The sequence below is a fragment of the Agrobacterium sp. K11 genome (assembly GCF_059429395.1).
Window position 1 is genome coordinate 383254 of record NZ_JCAHRB010000004.1, and the last position, 25265, is coordinate 408518.

Sequence of the window (25265 nt, forward strand, 5' to 3'; positions counted from 1 at the left end):
CTGCGTAAACCGGAACTTCGCAAATGCCCAAAATCACCTCGAAGCGGGCTTGTCAGGCACCTCCTGTCGTCGTAATCCCGAAGGTAAAGCAAGTGGAGGATGACGGCGTGGGCGGACGGTTTCTGTCGATTGGCGAATGTATGGTGGAACTGTCGCAGGCCGGAAACGGGCTGCTGCGCAAGGGTTTTGCCGGTGATACCTTCAATACGGCATGGTATGCGCGTGCCTGCCTGCCAGAAGACTGGTCCGTCGATTATTTCACGGCACTCGGCGACGATCCTCTTTCGCAGGACATGCTGGCCTTCATTGCAGATGCCGGTATCGGCACGGAAAAAATCCGCCGCATCAAGGGCGGCACACCCGGCCTTTACCTCATCAACCTCAAGGATGGTGAGCGCACCTTCAGCTATTGGCGCAACGCCGCAGCAGCAAGGCAACTCGCAGCAGATGCGGACCACCTGCGCAAGACGGTGGAAAGCGCCGACGTCATCTATTTTTCCGGTATCACGCTCGCCATTCTCGCCTCGCCGCACGATGTCGATACTTTCCTTGCGGAACTGCGCCGCGCCAAGGCAGCGGGCAAGCCCGTGGTCTTCGACCCGAACATCCGCCCGCGCCTCTGGTCCGACAAGGACACGATGCTGGAGACGATTACCAACGGCGCACGCGCCGCAACGCTGGTAATGCCAAGTTTCGATGACGAAGCCAGCCATTTCGGTGACACATCTGTCGAGGCCACAATCGAGCGTTACCGTGCGCTCGGCGTCGCCAACATCGTCGTCAAGGATGGCGCAAAGGGTGCGACACTCGATTTCAGCGGCGCACGCAGCCACGCTCCGGCGGTAGAAGCCGTGGATGTGGTGGATACGACAAGTGCAGGCGACAGTTTCAACGGCGCGTTTCTCGCCCGATATGTAACCGGCAGTTCGCCGCATGACGCCGCCGTCTTTGCCGCACGGGCAGCGGCAACCGTCATCGGCCATCACGGCGCGCTGATCAGCCCCGAGCTTCTTCCGTTGGTCGGATGATGCAAGACGGAACCGGCTTCCTGATACCTGTGCTTGTCACAGGGATGACCAGGAGCGCGCATTACGGACAGAGCAAGCTTGTGTGTGCAAAGGACACTTCTCTACCCTCATCCGACCTGACATGATCCTGTAACACGCACGCCGCATATACGGGCGGAAGCCGGGTGGTGGGGAATCGCCCGCGCGCAGTCGAGCAGGATCGGTGTTTCATGACGAGAATCACGATTGTCACAGATGCCTGGCACCCGCAGGTCAACGGCGTGGTTCGTTCCATCGAAAATACCAATACGGAACTCGCGCGGCTGGGCGTGGATGTGCACATGGTGACACCGCAGAGTTTCTACAGCATCCCCTGCCCGACCTATCCGGAAATCCGCCTGTCAGTCGCCGGCTATCGCCGTGTCGCGGCGGAGATTGAAAAAAGCCAGCCCTCCTTCGTCCACATCGCCACCGAGGGTCCGCTGGGTTTCATGGCGCGGCGCTGGTGCGTGAAGAACAGGATGCGTTTTTCCACCAGCTATCACACCCGCTTTCCCGAATATGTCGCGGCGCGCTTCCCCGTCCCGGAAAGCTGGCTTTACGCTTTCGTGCGCTGGTTTCACAATGGCGGCAACACCTGCATGGTGGCGACGCCAAGCCTGGAGACCGAGCTTGAGGCCCGCGGGGTTCGCAACTTGAAGCGCTGGAGCCGCGGCATCGATGCCGAACTGTTCCATCCACGTCCGAAAACGTCGCTGCCTTTCGATCTGCCGAGACCGATCTTCATGACGGTCGGTCGTGTGGCGGTGGAAAAGAACCTGCCTGAATTCCTCGACCTCGAGCTGCCCGGATCGAAGGTCGTGATCGGCGACGGCCCGGCCCGCCATGAATTGCAGGAAAAATATCCGGACGTGCTGTTTACCGGCATCAAGACCGGGGAAGAACTCGCGGCTGCCTATGCGCAGGCCGATGTCTTCGTTTTTCCGTCCAAGACCGACACATTCGGCAACACCATTCTGGAAGCGCTGGCGAGCGGTGTGCCGGTGGCCGCCTTCCCCGTTACCGGGCCGATCGATATTCTCGGCGGCAATCCCGGGGCAGGCGCGCTGAATGACAATCTTCGCGACGCGTGTCTTGCAGCGCTCCATTGTTCATCGCAGGAGGCTCTGGCGCTTTCCAAAAGCTACAGCTGGGAAAAGGCATCGCGGCAATTCCTCGACAACGTCATTCACGCCGCCGGAAAATCCCTGCCGCTTTTGTCCCGCTCACGACTTGCCTGACGTGGAGACACATTGATCCCCGACATTTTATCGGGGAACGGTGGACGAAACAAAGCAGGAGTGTCACAAGACGATCTGGACGCGACCGCCGTTATCTTTAGAACGGGGTCGGGCTGCTGATTGACGTCAGGCGGCTGCCGCGAGATCACGCTGGCCGTCCTAATTTCGCAAAGACTTATCCCGTCTCAGATCACCACGCGCCGACGAGCGTCTGGCCGGAAAGCGGCACCGTCCGCGCCTTGCCGTTCCGCTCCGTGACCGAAAGCGACGGGGACATCTGTTTCGGCGACTTGCGGAACCAGTTTGCGGCGACGCTCGCCAGATCGCCGATCATCGCCTGTTTATGCCAGTCGGCAAAACGCCGCGCGGTGGCTTCCGGCTCGGAGCGGTAGAAGAAATCGCCAGAATGATCGAGATCGTTGATGGAAGCCGCCATGGCCGATAGCGGACGCTGAAACATCTTCGGGGGCACGGAAAGTTCGCGTGCGCTCTGCGAAAAAGCGGGCGCCATGAAATCGATAGCCCATCCGTCCGCTTCGACCCAGCAATGGAAATTATCGCCAGCGCCCGTTACGTAACCATCGTCACGATGGTCCGCAAAAAGCATCACCGTTCCGCCCAGATTATAAGCGGCAAGCCCGCCCTTCGGCACAGCTTTCACCTTGTAATGCTGCTGAAGGATGAAGGCGCCGAAGGTGCTGAAATACATGCAGGCCGTAGCCGGGTCGGCATTGTCGTTGACGAGCAGGCTGTTGATGACGCGGTAAATCCGGTGATAGTCGGTCTGCTTGATCAACATGGTTTTTTACTCGCCAGTTTTATGATTATCGGAAGGCAACGGGAGAGACCGGTTCACCGTCGATCTCGATATTGGTGAGACCTCGGCCCCACGCGACGTCATCCTCGGGCTTGTCCCGAGGATCTACCTCCCGAGTCGCAAAATCGAAAGTTTGCAGATTCTCGGGATTAGCGCGAGAATAACGGAGGAGAGGTTTTCAGCAGCCGATTACCGCCTCTTCTTCGCCTTGCTCTCGAATGGATTGTCCGAGCCACGATAATGCACGCGGATCGGCACGCCCGGCATGTCGAAATCCTTGCGCAGACCGTTCACGAGGTAGCGCGTGTAGCTCTCCGGAATGGCTTCCGGTCGGGTGCAGGAAATCATGAAGGCTGGCGGGCGCGCCTTTACCTGCGTCATGTATTTCAGCTTGAGGCGGCGGCCGGAAACGGCCGGCGGCGGATGCTGCGTGGTCTGCGCATCGAGCCAGCGGTTAAGCTTGGCGGTCGAGATGCGGCGGTTCCAGATCTTGTCGGTATCGATGATGTTCTGCATCAACCGGTCAAGGCCATAGCCCGTCTGGCCGGACATCGGCACGGCGCGAATGCCGCGGGCCTGCGGCAGAAGCCGCTCGGTCTTTTCACGCAGATCGGCCAGAAAAGCCTGCGGATCTTCAACCAGATCCCATTTGTTGAAGGCAAGCACGGCGGCGCGGCCTTCGCGGATAACGAGATCGACCAGCTGCAGGTCCTGCTTTTCGAACGGAATGGTGCTGTCGAACACGATCACCACCGTTTCGGCGAAACGAATGGAGCGCAGGGAATCCGCGACCGAGAGCTTCTCCAGCTTCTCCGTCACCCTGGCCTTGCGGCGCATTCCGGCCGTGTCGAACATCTTGATGGTGCGGCCGCGCCAGTCCCACTCGACGGAAATACTGTCGCGGGTAATGCCCGCTTCCGGGCCGGTTAGCAGGCGGTCTTCACCAAGGAAACGGTTGATGAGGGTGGACTTGCCCGCATTCGGTCGGCCGATGATGGCGACACGCAGCGGCTTGGTCTCGTCATAAACAGGCTCTTCTTCTTCCTCTTCCTCGCTGCCGGGCTCAGTGCGCGGAAGAACGATATCGGTCTCCGCCTCATCCACTTCAGGCGGGAAGGCAACGTCTTCGCCGATCGCCTCGACGATGGCGTCGCGCAGGTCGATCATGCCCTGGCCATGTTCGGCCGAGATGGCGCACGGATCGCCAAGACCGAGCGTAAAGGCATCGTAGAAGCCCGCATCGGAACCGCGCGCCTCGGACTTGTTGGCCACCAGAACCACCGGCTTGCCACGACGGCGCAGCATTTCGGCCAGCGTTTCATCGGCGGGCGTCAGGCCTGCCTTGGCGTCAACGACAAAAAGGGTCACATCGGCTTCGTCGATCGCCGCTTCGGTCTGCGCCCACATGCGGCCCTGAAGCGTCTCCGGCCCGGATTGCTCCAGACCGGCGGTATCGATGATGGTGAAACGAAGGTCGACAAGCTTCGCGTCGCCGGGGCGGCGGTCACGGGTCACGCCCGGCGTATCGTCGACAAGCGCCAGCTTCTTTCCGACCAGACGGTTGAAAAGCGTGGACTTGCCGACATTGGGGCGCCCGACTATGGCGACGGTGAAGCTCATTGATCGTTAATCCTTGGAGGTGGGAAAGCCGTGTTAGACAGCTTTGCCCGAAGCAGTGATATTGTCGAGCATGATCTGCGCGCGGTTCGTCACATTGCGTGGCGCCTGCGCGTCGCTGACGATCTGCTCGAACCATTGTTTGGCCTTGGCGAAATCGCCAGCCTTGTAGGCGGCAAGACCAAGGGCTTCGCGAGCCGATGCACGCATGGTCTGGCCTTCGCCGCTCAACGGCTCCGCAAGTGCAACGACCTGATCATACGTGCCGTTGTCAACCAGCAGCCACGCCGCGCGCACCTTCGCCGTATCGCGGAAGACCTGCGGGGCAGACGTGTCGTTGCCGATCGCGGTGAAGGCAGCGATGGCGCCGGCCGCATCGCCCTTCTGCGAAAGCAGCGTCGCAGAACGGAACTTCGCCAGCACCGGATAATTGCCATGACCGGAGGTTTCAAGATCGGCAAAGGCCTTCAGCGCTTCGTCCGTCTTGTTGTCGGAAGCAAGCTTCAGCGCCGCAATGAACTGGTCGCCGGAGTTGGAAGCGCGGCTAGTGTTCCAGTATTCGTAGATGCCGGCACCGGCGGCGCCCACAACCACGAGAACGGCGGCGCCAACGACCACGATACCGTAGCGGCCCCAGAAACGGGAAAGCTGCTCGGAACGGATCTGCTCGTTCACTTCGCGGATAAAGGTATCATTTTCGTTTGCCATCAAATTCTCCGTTACCCGCGCGGAGATCGTCGCCGATCCATCCGTTCGCAGACATACCAAGCCGCTTACCCGGGTCAGCAAAAGTCCGGCCGACGGGTCATGGTCGGCCTTCTAGCCTATTTTGCCTGATATGTAAGGGGGAAACGTTGATTTCCTACATGGCGATGGGCTGAACGCCGATCAACCATTCGTGCAGTTTCAGGATGAAAGCGCCCCAGAGAACGATGCCGCCGACGATGGCCACCAGATCGTAACGGCCCGAGACGAAGGGACGGACCACTTTTTCACCCGCTCTTTCCCGGCGCTTCAGCGAAATCCGCATCACCACACCCCAGGCGAGGAACGATGCAAAGAGAAGAATCGAAGAGGTCTCTCCATTCGCCAGAAGATGGGCGAGCGCCCAGATCTTGACCGCCAGAATGAGCGGATGTTTGGTTCTGGTTGCGATGTGGCCAGCCGGGATGAGGCTGGCGATAAGACAGATCATCGCGGGCAGCATCAGGGTCACGGCGAGGTGGCTCGTCCAGACCGGCGGGTTCCACAGAACGCCGGTTTCCTGTCGCGCCTCGCCAAACGCATAGATGACGAGACCGAGCGTTATGAGGCTTGCGAGAGAATAGACGCCCTTGAACGGTCCTTCTCCCATCTTCGCGATCATCTGCGCGCGAAATCGCGGCGCAAACACCTTCAAAAGATGCGTCAGGAAAAACAAGGCAAGACAGAGTACGAGAAAAAGCATGGAACACGGTCCCCCGGTGGAACGGAATGCGGCCTCATTACCGCGACGCAGAAAAGGAATTAGGCTGAAAGACGTAAAAAAGCCAGTTTATTCAAAGCTTCGCCTTATTCCACCCGCAAAAGGCAGCGGTGTTTCACATGACGGATGCCTGATGTTTCGCCCATTGACTGCTTTTTCCCTGTCGCTATGCCTTGCCCTTCCCGCTTTTGCCGAAAATGCAGAGAAGCCGAAGCAGCTCGTCATCGTTTCTTTCGACGGTGCGGGCGACAATTCGCTGTGGGAAAGAAGTCGGGCGACGGCGAAGGAGGTCGGCGCGCATTTCACCTATTTCCTTGCCTGCACGCTGGTGATGGACCGCAAGACCAGCGCCAAGACCTATCAGGGCCCCGGCCAGAAGGCCGGGCGCTCCAATGTCGGATTTGGCCAGTCGCCGGAAGAGGTGGAGACGCGGCTGCGCAACATCTGGTCGGCCTATCGCGAAGGTCACGAAATCGGCAATCACACCTGTGGGCATTTCGATGGCGGCCAATGGACCGCCGAGCAATGGGACGGCGAGTTTACCACCTTCACCAGCACGCTGGAAAATGCCTGGCAGATGATTGGCAAGAAGGGTGAAGAACCCGAAGGCTGGCGCGACATGGTGAAAAACATCAACGGTTTCCGCGCGCCCTATCTTTCGCAGGGGCCGGCGCTGACCGCAGCCCAGAAGAAACACGGCTTCGTTTATGACGCCACCAGCATCACCAAGGGACCGGAATGGCCGGTGGAGCGCGACGGCATCGAACATTTCGGTCTGCCGCTGGTTCCGGAAGGCCCCGGCAATCGCCCGATCATCGCCATGGACTACAACCTCTTCATCCGCCACTCCATCGGCATCGAGACGCCGGACCGCGCGCAGGAATTCGAGGAACGCGCCTATGCGGCGTTCCGCACCGCTTTCGACAAGCAGTATAATGGCGAACGCATCCCCCTGCAGATGGGCTTCCATTTCGTGAAGATGAATGGCGGCGCCTATTGGAACGCCTATGAGCGGCTGCTGCGCGAAGTCTGCCGCAGCGACGATGTTGCTTGCGTGAGTTACGCCGAGGCCATGCCGATCATCAAGGCGCGCAGGAAGCAGAAGACAGAGGGCTAAGGTCCCCGGATACAATGCAAAAGGGCGGCCAGTCGGCCGCCCTTTTTGTTTTCCGTCAGGGCTTGTTGGCCGCCAGCTCTCCGGCTTCCGCTTCCCGCTGAAGATAACGCTCGTCGATTTCAGGCAGGGGCTTGTCATCGATCGCGGCCTCGAAAGCCACAAGACGTTTGTGGATGGACAGCAGCTCGATGATCGTGGTCCAGGAATTGACCAGATACTGGAACGAATTACTGACCTGACCGAAGGCCGTGGCGATCTGCTGGTAGATACCATAGGTGATCTTGCCCGCCACGATGGTGGGAACAAGCATCAGGAGCAAGAACACGGCATCGGCCTGAATGTAGAAATACCGCGCGACGTTGAAGTAGAGGTAGTGCCAATACATGCGGAAATAGTTTTTCCGCACATTGGAGTAAAGCTCCTTGACAGTCGGCGGCTGGGCGCGGTCGGCGTGATCCTCACCGTAGACCAGTTCCTTGCGATAAGCCGCTTCCACACGCTGGTTGCGGAAATTCAGGCCGGGCAGCTTGATGCCGACCGTCGCCAGAAGCACGGTGCCGAACACGGACCAGACAATCGCCAGCCAGAACAGCGCGTGCGGCACTTCGCCAAGGATCGGCAATTCGGAGACGTAGGACGACAGCGCAAACAGGATCGGCAGAAACACAACAAGCGTCATGACCGAATTGATCAGGGTAATACCCAACCCCTCCAGCGTGGAGGAGAACCGCATCGTATCTTCCTGAACGCGCTGCGAGGCACCTTCAATGTGGCGCAGCTTTTCCCATTTTGACATGTAGAAGTCGTTCATCGCGGTGCGCCAGCGGAAGATATAATGGCTGGTGAAGAAATCCGTGAGGATCGACACAGCCATGCTGAGAAAGGCGATCTTGGCGAAGACAATCTGAAGACTGTAAAAATCCCAGACTTCGATACCCGGCTGTTTTGACAGCGCATTTTGCAGGAGATCGCCGAAAGGCCGCCGGAAATTGTTGATGACGACGGAAATCTGAACGCCGAAATAGGTCACCGCGATAATCAGCAGCGATCCCCATATGGACCAGAACTTCCAGGGGTGATCCTTGGCGAGAACGGTCCAGACAGCCCCGAACAACACCAGGCACAATGCCAGATAGGCGTAGAAGAACAGATTGGCGGGAACCAGAAAATAGCTGAGATCGTAAGGTTCTTGCTCGGGCATCACGTAGCCCCAAGACCTGCCTAGCCCTTCAACGATGAAGTACCATCCAAGAATGGCGACAAAAGCCCAGACGATGGCGGAGGTGAAGAACAATTTCGGTTTGGGAAAGAAAGAATGAAACACGTTTCGAACTCACGCGCGTTTGAAGTCAGCCATTATTGGCGAAGCACTAGATGGCCCGAACCTAGGGCAGAAATTTGTGCACAGCAACGAAGAAGCGACGACCTTAACAAGATGTAAGGCGCAAACGGCGGATCGATCCCGCAAGGAACCCCTGAAATCGCCCCTTGTGAGGCGCAATATGCCCGGGCGGATTTAGCGCCGCCGCTCCGTGGCGAGAACCGGCAGCATCAGGAGAATGCTGGCGACAAGCACGCCAGAGGCGAGAATACTTGGTGCAGTAAAACTTCCCGTCACCTCGGCAATCCAGCCGGCGGCGAGTGGTCCGACGATCTGTCCAGTACCGAAGGCTGCCGTCATCAGGGCAAAGGCGCGGCGTGGGCTTGGGCCTGCGAATTCCCGGCCGAGCTGAAGGCCATAGGCGGTGATGACCATGAAGGTCAGCCCCAGAAGCAGACCGCCGGCAAGCACGCCCGGAACGGGTGGCAGCATGACGGAAGCGAAGACGCCGACGGCTTCCACAGCAAGCACGATCACGAAAGCGCGCTTCAGCCCCTGCGATTTCAAGACTGGCTTCCAGAGGAAAAGCGAAATGGCGGCGGCACATCCCGTCACGAACCAGGCCAGAAACTCCACGAAAGCGCCGGCAGCAGCCATGCGGGCAATCGCAACAATGAAGGTGGCGGTGATGACGTAACCGAAGCCGAACAGCCCATAGGCGAGCGTCGTCAGAAAGAGCGGCTTCGTCCATTTGAGCGGCGGCTCCGACAGCGCAGAGGCATGCCGGGGTGGCCCGGCGGGCATCACCCGCCAGACGAGAAGAAACGTAGCGAAGGAAAAGACGGCACCGGCAATCCACTCCTCCCGCCAGGAGGCACCGCCGCCATCAAAAACGACGCCGATGAGATAGACCACAAGCGAGGAAATCGCGATGCCGGCACCGACGCCGCCATAATGCAGCGCCTGAATATGGTCCTTGCCGGCTTTCATGGCGTGGCCGATGACGATCTGCGACGTGAAGATCATGGTCATCGCACTGGCAACGCCGGCGAAAAACCGGATCAGGGTGAAGGCTGCAACGGAGTTGAAGGCTGCCATGGCAAGCAGCAACGCGCCCGTGGAAAACAAGCCACAGAGGGCGACCAGCCGTTCGCGCCCCGAGCCCCAGGAATAGGCGGCGAGAACCGCCCCCGCGAGATAACCGGCGAAATTTCCAGCCGCAACAATCCCCGCATCCCCCGCCGATAGCGGAACATCAGCCATCATACCGGGAAGAATGGGGGTGAAGGAAAAACGGCCGAAGCCCATGGCGGACGCCATCATCAAGGCGCCGGCGAAACCGAGTGCAGTCAGATGTTTGGGGGAAAGTGGCTTGTCGATGCTCATGTACGGCTTATCGCAACCGCACTGCCACGGAACAAGCGAGTTATTTTGATCGGCAGCATAAGCCGTCTTTATCGGTACGAGATGCGAGATCCCGTCGCCTGCGCATCCCCTCACTCAACCAGCGTCAGCACCAGCGGGCCGTTCTTCGTAGCAACCACGGTATGTTCATACTGCACGGTCGGCGCGCTCGGATCGCTATAGAGCGTCCACGGATCGTCGTCGCCATCTTCGGCCCAATAGGCACCCGTCGACAGGAAGGGCTCAACGGTGAAGACCATGCCCTCCTGCATGATGCGCCGCTCACCCTTGTCCGGCCAGGTCGCCAGTTCCTTCGGCTCCTCATGCAGGGAGCGGCCGATGCCGTGGCTCGCCAGATTGGTGATCAGCGTGTAGCGGTTCTTTTTTGCAAAGGAGCCGATGGCATTGCCGATATCGGCAAAGGGCCGACCGGTTTTCACCTGCTGCAAGCCCGTCCACATGGCGCGCTTGCCATCGCGGCACAGCCGCTCGATCTCCTTTTTTACCGGCGGCACGGCGAAAGACGAACCCGTATCGCCGAAGAAACCGCTCTTCACCGCCGAGACATCGATATTGACGAGATCGCCCGCCTTGATGATGCGCGGGCCGGGAATGCCATGCGCAACCTCTTCGTTGACGCTGATGCAGGTCGCGCCGGGAAACTGGTAGCAGAACTCCGGCGCCGATTGCGCGTCGTTATCCTCCAGTACCTTTCGGCCGATCGCATCCAGTTCGGCCGTGGTGATACCGGGTTCCAGCGCATCCGCCATGGTCTGCATGGCCACGGCGCAGATGCGACCGATATCCTTTAGCAAAACCAGTTCTTCGTCGGTGGAGATGACCATGTTTCTGTCCGTCGTTCTAAATGGCGGGTCTGAAGACGCCCGCCTTGGTAATAATCAGGCCGTGGCTTTCACCGGATCGGCACTCCCCGTCAATTCTTTTCTGACAACAGGCGCGACTTTCGTACCATAAAGCTCGATGCCGCGCATGATCTGGTCATGCGGCATCAGGCCGATTGCCATCTGCAACAGGAAACGGTCGTTCTTGAAAACGCCATGCGCCTTGATGATCTTTTCCGCCACCAGCTCAGGTTCGCCAAGGAAGAGGTTGCCCTCCGGCCCACGCGCCGCATCGAAATGCGCGCGGTTTGTCGGACCCCAGCCGCGCTCGCGGCCGATGCGATTCATCACCTCTGCCTGCGGTCCGTAAAACTGGTCCGCTGCCTTGTCGGTGGTGTCGGCAATGAAGCCGTGCACGTTGATGCTGGTGCGCAGCCTGGTCTTTTCCTGCCCCGCCCGGCGTGCAGCTTCGTGATAGAGATCGAACAGCGGCGCGAAGCGGCGATATTCGCCGCCGATGATGGCAAGCGCCACCGGCAACCCCATGGCGCCGGCCCGCGCCACCGATTGCGGCGTGCCGCCAACCGCGATCCAGACCGGCAGACGCTCCTGAAGAGGACGCGGATAGACCCCGCGCCCATTGATGGCGGGGTGCTTGGTGCCGGACCAGGTGACGATTTCGTTCTCGCGCAGCGCCAAGAGCAGGTCGAGCTTTTCCGCAAACAGCACGTCATAGTCTTCGAGGTCGTAACCGAACAGGGGGTAGGATTCGATGAAGGAACCGCGCCCGGCCATGATTTCGGCACGGCCGTTCGACAGGAGATCGACGGTGGAGAATTGCTGGAAGACCCGGACCGGATCATCCGAACTCAGAACCGAGACAGCGCTCGTCAGGCGGATATTCTTCGTCTTCACCGCCGCCGCCGCGAGCACGGTGGAGGGTGAGGACGCGACATAGTCCGGGCGGTGATGTTCACCCAGCCCAAACACATCCAGACCGACCTGATCGGCAAGCTCGATTTCCTCAAGCAGTTCGCGCAGCCGGCGCGCACCTTCCGGCCCACGGCCATCGGCGGGGTTGGGATTGACATCCGCAAAAGTGTAAAGACCGAGTTCCATAGACGATACCTCTGTTTGATTGTCTGAGAGATAGGCACGGACGGCCCTTCAGACAAATGCAAAATCTGGCGTAAAATCTGGATGCTTAGCTTCGAAAAAGTGGATGGGCGCTGGGGCATTATGCCCCGTGCCGGCCTCCCCCGAAATCGCGCCCGAAATCGCGATTGCCAGCCCGCCCCCTTTGGGCATAACCTGCTTAAATATGTGCGAAGTAATGCAAAAAGGGGAAAGCATGCATCGGACAGTTATCGTGACAGGCTCCACAAGTGGCATCGGCCTTGGCATCGCACAGAGATTTGCGAGGGAGGGCGCGAATATCGTGCTGAATGGCTTCGGCGACGAAGACGAAATTGAAAAACTCCGCCTCCTGCTGGAAGCCGAAAGTGGCGGGCGTGTGCTCTACCACCCGGCAGATATGACGAAACCGGACGAGATTGCCGATCTCATCAATTCCGCGCATGAAAAGCTTGGTTCGGTCGATGTGCTCGTCAACAATGCCGGCATTCAGCACATCGCTCCGATCGAGGAGTTTCCGACGGAAAAGTGGGACTGGATCATCGCCATCAATCTGACCAGTTCCTTCCATACGATGCGCGTTGCGATACCGCTGATGAAGAAGGCCGGCAAAGGCCGTATCATCAACATTGCCTCTGCCCACGGTCTCGTCGCCTCGCCGTTCAAATCGGCCTATGTGGCAGCCAAGCACGGCATCATGGGCCTGACGAAGACGGCGGCGCTCGAGCTTGCGCAGACGGGCGTCACCGTCAACGCCATCTGTCCCGGTTATGTGCTGACGCCGCTCGTCGAAAAGCAGATACCGGAAATGGCCAAGGTGCGCGGAATCAGCGAAGAGGCGGTGAAGAACGACGTGATGCTGGAATTGCAGGCGACAAAGCAATTCGTCACCATCGATGACGTGGCGGCAGCGGCGCTGTTTCTGGCAAGCGATGCCGCCAGCAACATTACCGGCACGCATATTTCCGTCGATGGCGGCTGGACAGCGCAATAATCGATGACATCTCTTTCCGTTTTGGAAACAATGAATTGCCAAAACGGAAATCGATATGCGCGCGCGGGCGTGCATAGATAGCAGATTGGGAACCGGCTCAACCGGACAAAAAGCAAGGCAGTGCATGAACGACGCGATCAGCTTCATCCTCAACAGCGAAACCATTTCGCTTAAGGGTTTCGGACCAACAGACACGCTTCTCGATTATCTCCGCCTTCAAAGACGGCTGACCGGGACGAAAGAAGGCTGTGCTGAAGGTGACTGCGGCGCCTGCACGGTGTTGGTCGGGCGGCTTGTTGATGGCTCGCTGCGCTATGAAAGCGTCAATGCCTGCATCCGCTTTTTGGGCTCGCTGCATGCAACCCATATCGTGACGGTAGAGCATCTGGCCGGCCGCGATGGCACGCTTCACCCCGTGCAGCAGGCAATGGTGGATTTCCACGGTTCCCAATGCGGTTTCTGCACGCCGGGCTTCATCATGTCGCTTTACGGCCTGTGGCTTGCCAGCGAAAACCCGTCCCGCGCCGATATTGAAAAGGCGCTGCAAGGCAATCTCTGTCGATGCACGGGTTACGAGCCGATTGTGCGGGCTGCCGAAAAGATTGCAGCCGCCCGCCCGAGTGCGCTGTTCGACCCGCTGCAACGCGACCGCACCGATATCATGGCAAGGCTCTGGGCGATCCGCGCCAATGAGACCATTACGGTCACCCGCGGCGAAGATCGGACCATCATCCCGGCAACGCTTGCTGAATTGACCGATATCTATGCCGCCGAGCCGAAGGCTACCATCGTTGCCGGTTCCACCGATGTCGGCCTGTGGGTGACAAAGCAGATGCGGGCGCTTAACCCTGTCATCTTCATCAACAACCTCGGCGATCTGCAGGGTATTGCCGTGGATGAGAACGGCGTGACGCTCGGTGCCGGTGTCACCTACAGCCAGGCCTTCAAGACCATTGCAGAACATTTCCCGCCGCTTGCCCGGCTGTTCGATCGTCTTGGCGGCGAACAGGTGCGCAATATGGGAACCATCGGCGGCAACATCGCCAACGGTTCGCCCATCGGCGACACGCCCCCGGCCCTGATCGCGCTCGGCGCCACGCTCACCTTGCGCTCGTCTTCCGGCAGCCGCACCTTGCCGCTGGAAAGCTACTTCATCGACTATGGCAAACAGGACCGGCTGAGCAGCGAATTCGTCGAAAAGCTGTTCATTCCGTTCCAGAAACCCGAAAGCCACTATGCCGTCTACAAGATTTCAAAGCGGCGCGACGAGGATATCTCCGCTCTCTGCGCCGCCTTCCATCTGACGCTCGAGGCCGACGGCACGGTTGAAGACATCCGCGTCGCCTTTGGCGGCATGGCCGGCACGCCGAAACGCGCCGCGCATCTGGAGGCAGCACTTCTCGGCAAGCCCTGGTCTCAGGAAACGATCGATGCGGCGCGTGATGCGCTGGACGATGATTTCACCCCGCTGACCGACTGGCGCGCGACCGCCGAATATCGGCAACTCACAGCCAAGAATTTGCTGACACGGTTTTTCCTCGAGACATCAGGGGAAAAGCAGGAACTTGCCCGCTTCTCGCTGGAGGAGGCTTGAACCATGGACACGACAAGCTTCGATAAGACCAAGACCGAAATCGACGGTCCTGTACACGCCTCGCTCAGGCACGATTCTGCCCATAAACATGTGACGGGCAGCGCCGAATATATCGACGATATTCCCGAACCCGCCGGCCTCGTTCACGGTGCGCTTGGCCTTTCCGACCGGGCCCATGCCGAAATCGTCTCGTTGGACCTTTCGGAAGTGGAAGCTGCGCCGGGCGTGTTATGGGTGATGACAGGCAAAGACGTGCCCGGCGAAAACGACGTCTCCTCCGGCGGGCGTCATGACGAGCCGCTGCTGGCCGAAACGAAGGTTGAATTTCACGGCCAGCCGATCTTCGCGGTCTTCGCTGAAAGCCGCGATATTGCCCGCAAGGCCGCCCGCAAGGCGAAAATCGTCTACAAGGACCTGCCGCATTTCACCGATATCGACACGGCGATTGAAAACGGCGGTGCGCTCGTCATCGATCCGATGACGCTGAAGCGTGGCGATGCGAAGCTCGAAATGGACGTGGCACCCCGCCGCCTGACCGGCACGATGCGGATCGGCGGGCAGGAGCATTTTTATCTTGAAAGCCACATCGCCATGGCCGTGCCGGGCGAGGACGATGAGGTGACGCTGTGGAGCTCCACCCAGCATCCGAGCGAAATCCAGCACATTGTCAGCCACATCCTTCAGGTGCCATCCAATGCCGTCACGGTGCAGGTGCGGCGCATGGGCGGCGGTTTCGGCGGCAAGGAAACGCAAGGCAACCAGTTCGCCGCACTCTGCGCCATCGCCGCCAAGAAGCTGAACCGGGCCGTGAAAATTCGCCCCGACCGCGACGAGGACATGACCGCCACCGGCAAACGCCACGATTTCCGCGTTGATTACGAGCTCGGCTTTGATGAGGAAGGCCGCATCCACGCCGTTGACGCCACCTATGCCGCCCGCTGCGGTTTTTCCTCTGACCTTTCCGGCCCGGTCACCGACCGCGCGCTGTTTCACGCCGATTCCAGCTATTTCTATCCGCATGTGCATCTGACCTCCCGGCCGCTCAAAACCCATACCGTCTCCAACACCGCCTTTCGCGGTTTCGGCGGCCCGCAGGGCATGCTCGGGGCTGAGCGTTTCATCGAGGAAATCGCCTATGCTGTCGGCAAGGACCCACTCGATGTCCGCAAGCTCAATTTCTATGGCGAGACCGGTTCCGGCCGCACCACGACGCCCTATCATCAGGAGGTCGAGGACAACATCATCGCCCGCGTCGTCGAGGAACTGGAAGCATCCAGCGAATACCGCGCGCGCAGGCAGGCAATTGTCGAGTTCAACAAGACCAGGCCGATCATCCGCAAGGGCATTGCGCTCACCCCGGTAAAATTCGGCATCTCCTTCACCATGACCGCCTTCAATCAGGCGGGCGCGCTGGTGCATATCTATAATGACGGTTCGATCCACCTGAACCATGGCGGCACCGAAATGGGCCAGGGCCTCTACACCAAGGTGGCGCAGGTGGTGGCCGATGCCTTCCAGGTGGATATTGGCCGGGTGAAAATCACCGCCACGACCACGGGCAAGGTGCCCAATACGTCGGCCACGGCCGCCTCGTCCGGTACGGACCTCAATGGCATGGCGGCCTATGACGCTGCCCGCCAGATCCGTGAAAGGCTTATCAAATTCGCTGCCGAGAACTGGAACGTGCCGGAAGAAGAGGTTGTCTTCCTGCCAAACCGGGTGCGCATCGGGCTTGAGGAAATTGCCTTCAACGATTTCATCAAACGAGCCTATTTCGCCCGCGTCCAGCTTTCCGCCGCCGGTTTTTACAAGACGCCGAAAATCCATTGGGATCGCGCCGCAGGCCGCGGCACGCCGTTTTATTATTTCGCCTATGGCGCGGCCTGTTCGGAAGTGTCGATCGATACACTGACCGGCGAATACATGATGGACCGCACCGATATTCTCCACGATGTCGGCAAGTCGCTAAACCCGGCCATCGATATCGGCCAGGTGGAAGGCGCCTTCGTGCAGGGCATGGGCTGGCTGACGACGGAGGAATTATGGTGGGACGGCAAGGGGCGGCTGCGCACCCACGCTCCCTCCACCTACAAGATCCCGCTTGCCTCCGACCGGCCGAAGATTTTCAACGTTCAACTGGCGGAATGGTCGGAAAACGCCGAGCCCACCATCGGCCGCTCCAAGGCCGTGGGCGAACCGCCTTTCATGCTGGCGATCTCGGTTCTCGAAGCACTCTCCATGGCCGTCGCGTCCATCGCCGACTACAAGGTCTGCCCACGCCTCGATGCGCCGGCAACGCCCGAGCGGGTGCTGATGGCGGTGGAACGGTTGAAGAAGGTGTGAGGGGAGACATAATGACGTCCCTCTCCCGCTTCCTCGCCAGCTCCGGACCTGCAATCCTCGTGGAAATCGAGGCCGTGAAAGGGTCATCGCCGCGCGAGGCTGGAACCTTCATGCTGGTAAGCCGGAAGGCGCTGTGGGAGACCATCGGCGGCGGGCAGTTCGAATATATGGCGATAGACCATGCCCGTGCCATGTTGAAGAACGGTACGACCGAAGACGGCATGGATATTCCGCTCGGCCCCGAAATCGGTCAATGCTGCGGCGGCCGCACCTTGCTCCGCTTCCGGCTGGTAACGCCGGCCATCGCGGCAGCACTCGAGGCAAGGCTTAAGGCTGAAACCGAGCAGCAGCCGGCCGTCTTCATTTTCGGGGCGGGCCATGTCGGCAAGGCGCTGACAGATGCTCTGTCGCTTCTGCCTTTGACACTGACCGTGGTGGAAACCCGTGAAAACGAGTTGCGCGATCTTTCAGCCGGTGTCGTATCCGTGCTGACCCCCATGCCGGAAGCGCTGATCGCGAAAATTCCCGCAAACGGCGCTGCGATCATCGTTACCCACGATCACGCACTCGATTTCCTGATTGCAAAGGAAGCGCTTGCCCGCGACGATCTCGCTTATGTTGGCATGATCGGCTCAAAAACCAAACGCGCCACCTTCGCCCATTGGCTGGAGCGGGAGGGAGAACCCGCTACCCGCCTTCAAAAACTCATCCTGCCGATCGGTGGAAGTAGCGTCAGGGACAAGCGCCCCGCCGTCATAGCGGCCCTTGTGGCAGCCGAGTTGCTGCAAGCATTTTCCGCTGCCGAAACCCGTCGCACCGAAAATCAGCGCGGCCATCCTCAAGACCAAGATCACGCCTGATCCCGTCGGGCAGGCTTTCATCTACCAGATTATCCGGTCGAAGGCTTTCAAGGGAAAACCGTTCCGCGGTCCGCAGACCCGCGCGCAGGCGGGACCACGCGCGCAAGAGTGCTGTGCGCATGTTCGTCTCCATTTAAAAAATGTCAGAAGCTCAGTTGATGAATTGAGCTAAAAATGCTCTGTTTTCCGGATAAAAACCAATGAAACCTTTGGCAGTTGGCATAAAGAGAACTTATCCATGAAAATGTCCCGCCAGTTCCCCCTGAATGCCCTGCGCGTGTTCGAAGCCGCCGCCCGGCATCTCAGCTTCACCAAGGCCGGTGAGGAACTGGGCATGACGCAGACGGCGGTCAGCTATCAGGTGAAACTGCTGGAAGAGAATGTTGGCGAGCCGCTGTTCATCAGAAAGGCGCGGCAGGTTGTGCTGACCGAGGCCGGGCAGAAACTGGCGCCGAAAGTTGCGGAAGCCTTCAACACTTTACGGGAGGCCGTCGACAATGTCCGTGACACCTCTGACACCACCCTGACAATTCACTCCACCGCGACCTTCGCATCGCGCTGGCTTTCGCGGCATCTGGGAGCTTTCCAGCTTGAACATCCCTCGATCGCCGTGCGGCTCGACACATCAAGCGCATTGATCGATTTTACGCAGTCCGATTGCGATGTCGCCATCCGCTGGAGCAGCGACGATGGCAAAGGACTGATCTATCATCAGTTGCTGCGGGGCGTTTACACGCCGATGCTGCATCCGAACCTTGCCGAAAGCATCGGTGGATTGAAAAAGCCGGAGGATCTTCTGCGCCTGCGCATCATCGATCCGGGTGACATCTGGTGGAGCCAATGGTTCCGGGAAGTCGGCATCGAAAATCCGGGCCTCGACCGTTATCCGCGCAGCCGCCTCAGCGTGCAGGCTTTCGAAGCCGCAGCGGCAATTGCCAGCCAGGGGGTAGCCATGCTCACCCCTGAACTTTATGCGGACGAGATTGCCCTCGGCCGCCTTTATCAGCCCTTCGAGCACCTCAGCAACGAAGGTAAGAACTACTGGCTCGTCTACCCTGAAAACCGCAGGAACATTCGCAAGATAAGGCTGTTTCGCGACTGGATACTGAAGCGGATCGACGAAAACCGGCCGCAAACATCTCAATACCCCATATCAGGCGCATAAAAGCAGCGCGGCGTGTCCTCGTCCGGGAACAGACAGAGATGATATTCTCCATCCTCGGATCGTCTTGCCTCACGCTGCGACCAGCTGAAGACATGGCGCCGCGTCACCAGACGATGATCGCCGGGCGCAAGCGAGACCTCGTAACCATCCTGCGTGACACGAACACTTCGCGTAGGGATCATCTGGCAATCGCCGGTTTCGGCGTCGCCATTGCAGCAGTAGCTTTCATATTTGAACCCCTTGTGGGATTCATGCGCAAGCGCCGTGGCGTTAAACGCCATCAGCAGGAAAAGAACTGTCAGAACAAGGCGCATCGGCACGGTCTCCGTTGAAAACAACGGCGGCTGCCGGAAGGTCATTGCGTCACTTCATTCAAAATCCAAGCATCAACGCATACCCGGACGCAACGGCACCGGGAACTGCAACACCTGCCCCTGATCTGCCCCCCGCCCCCAGGGTTCGCAGCACCCGCTTTCGGAATGAACCGCCAGCGAAAAACATGTCATTGAAGCCCTGCGCCTCTGACCGAAAACCGGAAAGAACATGCGCAACATAAATGTGTCAGAGTGCCCTTCGAAGCGTCCTTTCGGACGCAGGTCGCTCCAAGGCCCCGCAGCCCAATAGTTTTGCACATCAGCAGACTGCTCAGCGGATAATAGCTGAGTCGCGTTAGCCAGCTAAGCACAAACTCAGCGGCAGAACGGCTCCTTGACGATTGGACGGGGCCGGAAGCGGGGCGTCGCCGCGCCTGCGCCAAAGTTGTGGACACGAGCGTACGGGATTGTGAACAATCATGGTGCGGTGTTTGCTTTTCCCTTTCCTAACGGTCAAATTTCTCGCAAGGTGCGCTGCACAAGGATCAGGGGAACCGAATGTACGAATATGCCATTGCGTGGGAATGGATGGCCTTTGCCGTCCGCTGGCTCCACGTCATCACCGCCATCGCCTGGATCGGCTCGTCCTTCTATTTCATCGCGCTCGATCTTGGGCTGGTCAAACGGCCGCATCTGCCGCCGGGGGCCTATGGCGAGGAGTGGCAGGTGCATGGCGGCGGCTTTTACCACATCCAGAAATATCTGGTCGCCCCGGCCCAGATGCCCGAACACCTGACATGGTTCAAATGGGAAAGCTACATCACCTGGCTGTCCGGCTTCGCCATGCTGTGCATCGTTTATTACGGCGGCGCCGACCTTTTCCTCATCGACCATTCGGTGCTGGCGCTCACCCAGTTCCAGGCCATCTGTCTGTCGCTGGCATCGCTTGCTGTTGGCTGGCTGTTTTACGATTTCCTCTGCAAATCGCCGCTTGGCAACAACACCTGGGGCCTGATGGTGGTGCTTTACGTCGCGCTGGTGGCGATGGCGTGGGGCTATACGCAGGTCTTCACCGGCCGCGCCGCCTTCCTGCATCTCGGCGCTTTTACCGCCACCATCATGTCGGCGAATGTGTTCTTCATCATCATTCCCAATCAGAAGATCGTGGTTGCCGACCTGATCGCCGGGCGCACGCCGGACCCGAAATATGGCCGCATCGCCAAACAGCGCTCATTGCACAACAACTACCTGACGCTGCCCGTCATCTTCTTCATGCTGTCGAACCATTATCCGCTGGCCTTTGCGACCGAGTTCAACTGGATCATCGCAGCACTTGTCTTCCTGATGGGCGTCACCATTCGCCACTGGTTCAACACCACCCATGCCCGCAAGGGCAAGCCGACATGGACCTGGCTGCTGACCGCGCTCATCTTCATCGTCATCATGTGGCTTTCCACCGTGCCGAAGGTGCTGACTGGCGAAGAAGAACAGAAGGCGGCAACGCTTTCGCCGATGCAGCAGCAATTCGTCAGCGACGCCCATTTCGCGAGCGCCCGTGATGTCGTTCAGGGCCGCTGTTCCATGTGCCACGCCGCCGAGCCGGTGTGGGAAGGCGTGCCCTTCACGCCGAAATCGGTGAAGCTCGAAACCGACGCGCAGATCGCCGCACACGCCCGCGAAATCTATTTGCAAGCCGGCCGCAGCCATGCCATGCCTCCCGGCAACATCACCGCCATCACCCCGCAGGAGCGCAAAGTGCTGACCGCATGGTATGAAAGCGCCGTTTCTGCGGGCAAAGACGCCAAGGAAAAAACCGAATGAGCATGGTTCTGCTGCGTGGCCGCCTGTTAAGCTTCCGCCGCGCGCCGCTCGCAATCGACGATACGCAAAGCTATCTCTACATCGAGGATGGCGGCCTGCTTATCGAAAACGGCAAGATCGCCGCCATTGGCGACTATGCCGATATTCGCAAGCAGGCACCTGATGACATCGAGGAGAAGGACCACCGCCCTCATCTCATCGTGCCGGGCTTGATCGACATGCACCTGCATTTCCCGCAGATGCAGGTCATCGGCTCCTATGCCGCGAACCTTCTGGAATGGCTGAATACCTATACTTTCCCGGAAGAATGCCGTTTCGTCGAAAGCGTGCATGCCCAGCGCATCGCCACACATTTTTACGATGAGCTTCTGCGCCACGGCACCACCACGGCTGTCGCCTATTGCTCCGTGCACAAGACCTCAGCCGATGCGTTTTTCACTGAGGCCCTGAAGCGCGGCATGCTGATGGTGGGCGGCAAGGTGATGATGGATCGCAACGCCCCGCAGGGCCTGCTGGACACGCCGGAAACCTCCTATGACGAGACCCGGGCCGTCATCGCCGACTGGCACGGCAAGGGCCGCAACCACGTCGCCATCACGCCTCGCTTCGCCATCACCTCCACGCCGAAACAGATGGAAGCAGCCCAGGCGCTGGCGCGGGAATTTCCCGATCTCTTCATCCAGACGCATCTTTCCGAAAATCTGGACGAGATCAAATATACCTGCGAGCTTTACCCGGAAGCGACCGATTACACCGACATCTATGTGCGTTACGGCCTGATGGGCAACAAGACCCTGCTCGGCCACGCCATCCACCTCTCGGAACGTGAGGCGGACGTGCTGTCGGAAACCGGTGCAGTCGCCGTGCATTGCCCCACATCGAACCTCTTCATCGGCTCCGGCCTCTTCCCGATGAAAAAGCTGCAACGGCGCGAAAAGCCTGTTCGTATTGCGGTTGCTACCGATATCGGCGGCGGATCGAGCTATTCCATGCTGCGCACCATGGATGAGGCCTACAAGATCCAGCAATTGCTGGGCGAGCGTTTGAACCCGCTGGAAAGCTGGTATCTGATGACGCGCGGTAATGCCGAAGCGCTTTCCATGGTCGACCGCATCGGCACGCTGGACGCCGGCACGGATGCCGACATCACGGTTCTCAACGCCTCTTCCACGCCCGCCATGGCGCTTAAGATGGAAGTGGTGAAAAGCCTGACCGAAGAACTGTTCCTGATGCTGACCATGGGCGACGACCGCACAGTCGTCGAGACCTACGTCACCGGCAAGGCGATGAAAAGCGCGCTTGCATAGTTCGGTTTAGGCCGAAACATCAGGTCGTGGCCTCATCTATATCAGTACATATTGAAACGAGCGGGCGTCGCCTGTTTTTCTCTCCCCGCCGGGAAAAGAAACAGGCCGCACTCGCCCGCTTCATATGATCGCCTGACAGCCCAAGTCAGCCGAAATGCGAATGACCTCTGGAGTGCGCCGTGCCGGATTTTGAGACAACCACAACGCTCATGATTGTCGTCACATTCATCGTCGCGGGCGTCGTCAAGGGCGTCACCGGCATGGGCCTGCCTACCGTTGCCATGGGCGTTCTCGGCCTTTTCATGCCGCCGGTCGTTGCCGCTGGCCTGCTCATTCTGCCCTCCTTCATCACCAATATCTGGCAATTGCTGGCCGGACCCGATTTCAAGGCGATCGTCTCGCGACTATGGCCGATGATGATCGCCATTGCCGTCGGCACGCTTCTCGGCATCCGGCTGATGACATCAGGCACCGGCGTCTGGACCACCTCGGCGCTCGGATTGTGCCTCGCGGCTTACGCAGCCTACAGCCTTCTTGCAAAGCCCTTCGCCGTTCCCGCAAGGCTGGAACCGAAACTCTCCCCGGCCGTCGGGCTGGCGACCGGCCTTCTGACCGGCGGCACCGGAATTTTCGTGGTCCCCGCCGTGCCCTATATCCAGTCGCTTGGCTTCAGCCGCGACGATCTCGTGCAGGCGCTTGGCCTGTCCTTCACCGTTTCCACCGTTGCGCTTGCCGCCGGCCTTGCCTCTCAGGACGCCTTCCGCGTCGAGCACATGTCGCTTTCCGCACTCGCCGTCCTGCCAGCGCTTCTCGGCATGTGGCTTGGTCAGAATATCCGCCGCATCGTCACTCCCGCGACATTCAGGCGCTGGTTCCTAATCTGCCTGCTATTGCTTGGGGCTGAGCTGTTTTTGCGAGCATTCTGGAGCTGATTCAAGCGCAGTCGAACCGTCACCGCTTCAGAGGCGCAATCAAATTATAGGCGACAATTTCTTCGTCTTCCGTCCCCTCATCGTAAATCTTCGCCACCGTGGCGCGCAGATCCGGCGAATAAACCGCTGTCCATCGTTCTTCCTCTTTGCCGTTTTTACGAATGTCGTAGGTCACATAAAACACCTCATAATTGCAGAATTTAATCGGAAAGGCGCGCCGCTTCGTAACTGCAAGGGTCAGTGACCACTTATCCTCGATTTTGGTAGTTTCGAGCGGCAGAAATTCAAAAGTGCGTCGAGCGCCAACTTTCAGAGGCCAGAACGCTTCCAGATTTGACGTAAAGTGCTGGCTGTAATTGCCGTCATCGCCCGAACGCGCCAGCTCGATTAACCCCCGAAAGAGAAAAAGCCTCTGTTTGCCTGCGCCTTGAAAATCATTCTCCACCAAGACGATCGGTCCGGATCGCCTGAATTCGCTGCGCACCTGACCGTGGGCAAGAACAAACTCATCTCCATCATTTTTACCGGAGGGGCACTCGGCGGCGAAAACAATCGCGGGCGAAATAAGAACTGCGCTAAATAATCTGAGTAAATAATTTAACATATTAAAATACGCTATTACTTGAGAAACCATCTGAATTATTATCGAAATACAGTATATTTCAAGCATAATTCCTAGCCATTTGCGAGTGCAAAAAGCACTGCTGCAAAGACGATTGCCATCGCGTAAACGCGATTACCATGTTATGTGAAGCCATCATTCAAATGTGAAGGCTTTTTCCATGGGCAAAATCCTCACCATAGCGGACCTGAAGAAACAGGCTCAGCGCCGTGTGCCGAAGATGTTTTTCGACTATGCCGATAGCGGCGCCTGGACGGAAGGCACCTACCGGGCCAATGAGGAGGATTTTTCGAAGATAAAGCTACGCCAGCGTGTGCTGGTGGATATGACCGACCGGTCGCTCGCCACCGAAATGATCGGCCAGAAGGTTTCGATGCCGGTGGCGCTCTCCCCCACTGGACTAACCGGCATGCAGCATGCCGATGGCGAGATGCTGGCGGCGAAAGCGGCGGAAGAATTCGGCGTGCCTTTCACGCTTTCCACCATGAGCATATGCTCCATCGAGGATGTCGCCTCCGTCACCTCCAAACCTTTCTGGTTCCAGCTTTACGTGATGAAGGATCGCGACTTCGTCAATAATCTCATCGATCGCGCCAAAGCCGCCGGATGCTCGGCGCTGGTGCTGACGCTCGACCTGCAAATTCTCGGCCAGCGCCACAAGGACCTGCGCAACGGCCTCTCCGCCCCGCCGAAATTCACCCCGAAACACATCTGGCAGATGGCGACACGGCCAAGATGGTGCCTCGACATGCTGCGCACGCAACGCCGCAGCTTCGGCAATATCGTCGGCCACGCCAAGAACGTCTCCGACCTCTCGTCGCTCTCCTCCTGGACGGCCGAGCAATTCGATCCGCGCCTGTCGTGGAAGGATGTCGAATGGATCAAGGAGCGTTGGGGCGGCAAGCTCATACTCAAGGGTATCCTTGACGAGGAAGATGCGCGCGCCTCGCTCGATACTGGCGCGGACGCCATCATCGTCTCCAACCACGGCGGTCGCCAGCTCGACGGCGCGCATTCCTCGATCGCCATGCTGCCGAGGATCGTCGATGCCGTTGGCGACAGGGTGGAGGTACATATGGACGGCGGCATTCGCTCCGGCCAGGACGTGCTGAAGGCAGTAGCACTCGGCGCCAAGGGAACCTACATCGGCCGCCCGTTCCTCTACGGCCTCGGCGCGGATGGCAAGCAGGGCGTGACGACGGCGCTCGAGATCATCCGCAAGGAAATGGATATCAGCATGGCGCTTTGCGGGAAGCGGCTGATTACGGACGTCGATCGCAGCATTCTGGCGTGATGGTGACGACACAGC

General features: G+C 59.1%; 22 protein-coding genes. 12 read left to right on the top strand and 10 right to left on the bottom strand.

What is annotated here, in order from left to right; all coding sequences use genetic code 11:
- Positions 1–107: 107 nt before the first annotated feature.
- Together AC5SEO_RS11515 and AC5SEO_RS11520 are read left to right on the top strand one after the other, a co-directional pair.
- Positions 108–1028: a sugar kinase gene (locus AC5SEO_RS11515; RefSeq protein ID WP_003513625.1), complete on the top strand. Its 921-nt coding sequence runs from the start codon at positions 108–110 to the stop codon at positions 1026–1028.
- Between the two features lie 209 nt (positions 1029–1237).
- Positions 1238–2287, top strand: coding sequence for a bifunctional monoglucosyl/glucuronosyl diacylglycerol synthase (locus AC5SEO_RS11520; protein ID WP_003513627.1), 1050 nt, complete (start codon positions 1238–1240; stop codon positions 2285–2287).
- A 190-nt stretch (positions 2288–2477) separates the two neighbouring features.
- Here AC5SEO_RS11520 and AC5SEO_RS11525 read toward each other — a convergent pair whose 3' ends face one another.
- The 4 genes from AC5SEO_RS11525 to AC5SEO_RS11540 form a co-directional block, all read right to left on the bottom strand.
- Complete coding sequence (locus AC5SEO_RS11525; RefSeq protein WP_113292394.1) at positions 2478–3086, bottom strand: DUF2026 family protein; 609 nt, start codon at positions 3084–3086, stop codon at positions 2478–2480.
- Positions 3087–3293: 207 nt separating this feature from the next.
- The gene (gene der, locus AC5SEO_RS11530) at positions 3294–4724 is read right to left on the bottom strand and encodes a ribosome biogenesis GTPase Der (RefSeq protein ID WP_003513631.1); all 1431 of its coding nucleotides are present in this window, start codon (positions 4722–4724) and stop codon (positions 3294–3296) included.
- Positions 4725–4757: 33 nt separating this feature from the next.
- A complete protein-coding gene (locus AC5SEO_RS11535) occupies positions 4758–5429 on the bottom strand; it encodes a tetratricopeptide repeat protein (RefSeq protein ID WP_003513632.1) in 672 nt (223 codons plus the stop codon).
- Between the two features lie 154 nt (positions 5430–5583).
- Positions 5584–6168, bottom strand: a complete 585-nt coding sequence (locus AC5SEO_RS11540) for an NnrU family protein (protein ID WP_003513633.1) — start codon at positions 6166–6168, stop codon at positions 5584–5586.
- A gap of 151 nt (positions 6169–6319) precedes the next feature.
- Here AC5SEO_RS11540 and AC5SEO_RS11545 point away from each other — a divergent pair, with 151 nt between their 5' ends.
- Positions 6320–7303: a polysaccharide deacetylase family protein gene (locus AC5SEO_RS11545; RefSeq protein ID WP_003513634.1), complete on the top strand. Its 984-nt coding sequence runs from the start codon at positions 6320–6322 to the stop codon at positions 7301–7303.
- A gap of 55 nt (positions 7304–7358) precedes the next feature.
- Here AC5SEO_RS11545 and sbmA read toward each other — a convergent pair whose 3' ends face one another.
- From sbmA to AC5SEO_RS11565, 4 genes are all read right to left on the bottom strand, one after another.
- The gene (sbmA, locus tag AC5SEO_RS11550; RefSeq protein WP_003513636.1) at positions 7359–8627 is read right to left on the bottom strand and encodes a peptide antibiotic transporter SbmA; all 1269 of its coding nucleotides are present in this window, start codon (positions 8625–8627) and stop codon (positions 7359–7361) included.
- A gap of 192 nt (positions 8628–8819) precedes the next feature.
- On the bottom strand, positions 8820–10010 hold the full coding sequence (locus tag AC5SEO_RS11555; RefSeq protein ID WP_112752055.1) for an MFS transporter: 1191 nt from the start codon (positions 10008–10010) through the stop codon (positions 8820–8822).
- Positions 10011–10120: 110 nt separating this feature from the next.
- The gene (gene map, locus AC5SEO_RS11560) at positions 10121–10873 is read right to left on the bottom strand and encodes a type I methionyl aminopeptidase (protein ID WP_003513640.1); all 753 of its coding nucleotides are present in this window, start codon (positions 10871–10873) and stop codon (positions 10121–10123) included.
- A 54-nt stretch (positions 10874–10927) separates the two neighbouring features.
- Positions 10928–11989, bottom strand: coding sequence for an LLM class flavin-dependent oxidoreductase (locus AC5SEO_RS11565; protein WP_003513642.1), 1062 nt, complete (start codon positions 11987–11989; stop codon positions 10928–10930).
- A 232-nt stretch (positions 11990–12221) separates the two neighbouring features.
- Between AC5SEO_RS11565 and AC5SEO_RS11570 the strand changes: the two genes are divergently transcribed.
- The 5 genes from AC5SEO_RS11570 to AC5SEO_RS11590 all read left to right on the top strand — a co-directional run bounded on the left by AC5SEO_RS11570 (position 12222) and on the right by AC5SEO_RS11590 (position 18960).
- Positions 12222–12998: a 3-hydroxybutyrate dehydrogenase gene (locus AC5SEO_RS11570; RefSeq protein WP_025594214.1), complete on the top strand. Its 777-nt coding sequence runs from the start codon at positions 12222–12224 to the stop codon at positions 12996–12998.
- Between the two features lie 124 nt (positions 12999–13122).
- Positions 13123–14592 (top strand): xanthine dehydrogenase small subunit, encoded by a 1470-nt coding sequence (gene xdhA / locus AC5SEO_RS11575; protein ID WP_174068568.1) that lies wholly within the window; start codon positions 13123–13125, stop codon positions 14590–14592.
- Positions 14593–14595: 3 nt separating this feature from the next.
- A complete protein-coding gene (gene xdhB / locus AC5SEO_RS11580) occupies positions 14596–16935 on the top strand; it encodes a xanthine dehydrogenase molybdopterin binding subunit (RefSeq protein ID WP_174068569.1) in 2340 nt (779 codons plus the stop codon).
- An 11-nt stretch (positions 16936–16946) separates the two neighbouring features.
- Entirely contained in the window at positions 16947–17795 is an 849-nt protein-coding gene (gene xdhC, locus AC5SEO_RS11585; RefSeq protein WP_174061019.1) for a xanthine dehydrogenase accessory protein XdhC, read from the top strand.
- Positions 17796–18033: 238 nt separating this feature from the next.
- A complete protein-coding gene (locus tag AC5SEO_RS11590) occupies positions 18034–18960 on the top strand; it encodes a LysR substrate-binding domain-containing protein (protein WP_003513655.1) in 927 nt (308 codons plus the stop codon).
- On the opposite strand, the gene AC5SEO_RS11595 is transcribed toward AC5SEO_RS11590, so the two are convergent.
- Positions 18936–19274, bottom strand: coding sequence for a hypothetical protein (locus AC5SEO_RS11595; protein ID WP_003513656.1), 339 nt, complete (start codon positions 19272–19274; stop codon positions 18936–18938). The two genes, AC5SEO_RS11590 and AC5SEO_RS11595, sit on opposite strands and share 25 nt — an antisense overlap.
- 558 nt (positions 19275–19832) lie before the next feature.
- Here AC5SEO_RS11595 and puuD point away from each other — a divergent pair.
- The 3 genes from puuD (at position 19833) to AC5SEO_RS11610 (ending at position 23334) form a co-directional block, all read left to right on the top strand.
- Positions 19833–21095: a urate hydroxylase PuuD gene (puuD, locus tag AC5SEO_RS11600; protein WP_003513658.1), complete on the top strand. Its 1263-nt coding sequence runs from the start codon at positions 19833–19835 to the stop codon at positions 21093–21095.
- On the top strand, positions 21092–22402 hold the full coding sequence (gene guaD / locus AC5SEO_RS11605) for a guanine deaminase (protein ID WP_003513659.1): 1311 nt from the start codon (positions 21092–21094) through the stop codon (positions 22400–22402). Before puuD ends, guaD begins: the two co-directional genes overlap by 4 nt.
- 209 nt (positions 22403–22611) lie before the next feature.
- Complete coding sequence (locus AC5SEO_RS11610; RefSeq protein WP_174068637.1) at positions 22612–23334, top strand: sulfite exporter TauE/SafE family protein; 723 nt, start codon at positions 22612–22614, stop codon at positions 23332–23334.
- A 19-nt stretch (positions 23335–23353) separates the two neighbouring features.
- Here the strand turns inward: AC5SEO_RS11610 and AC5SEO_RS11615 are convergent, their stop codons facing one another.
- Positions 23354–23968 (bottom strand): hypothetical protein, encoded by a 615-nt coding sequence (locus AC5SEO_RS11615; protein ID WP_236771234.1) that lies wholly within the window; start codon positions 23966–23968, stop codon positions 23354–23356.
- Between the two features lie 148 nt (positions 23969–24116).
- Here AC5SEO_RS11615 and AC5SEO_RS11620 point away from each other — a divergent pair, with 148 nt between their 5' ends.
- Positions 24117–25250, top strand: coding sequence for an alpha-hydroxy acid oxidase (locus AC5SEO_RS11620; RefSeq protein WP_003513664.1), 1134 nt, complete (start codon positions 24117–24119; stop codon positions 25248–25250).
- Positions 25251–25265 lie beyond the last annotated feature (15 nt).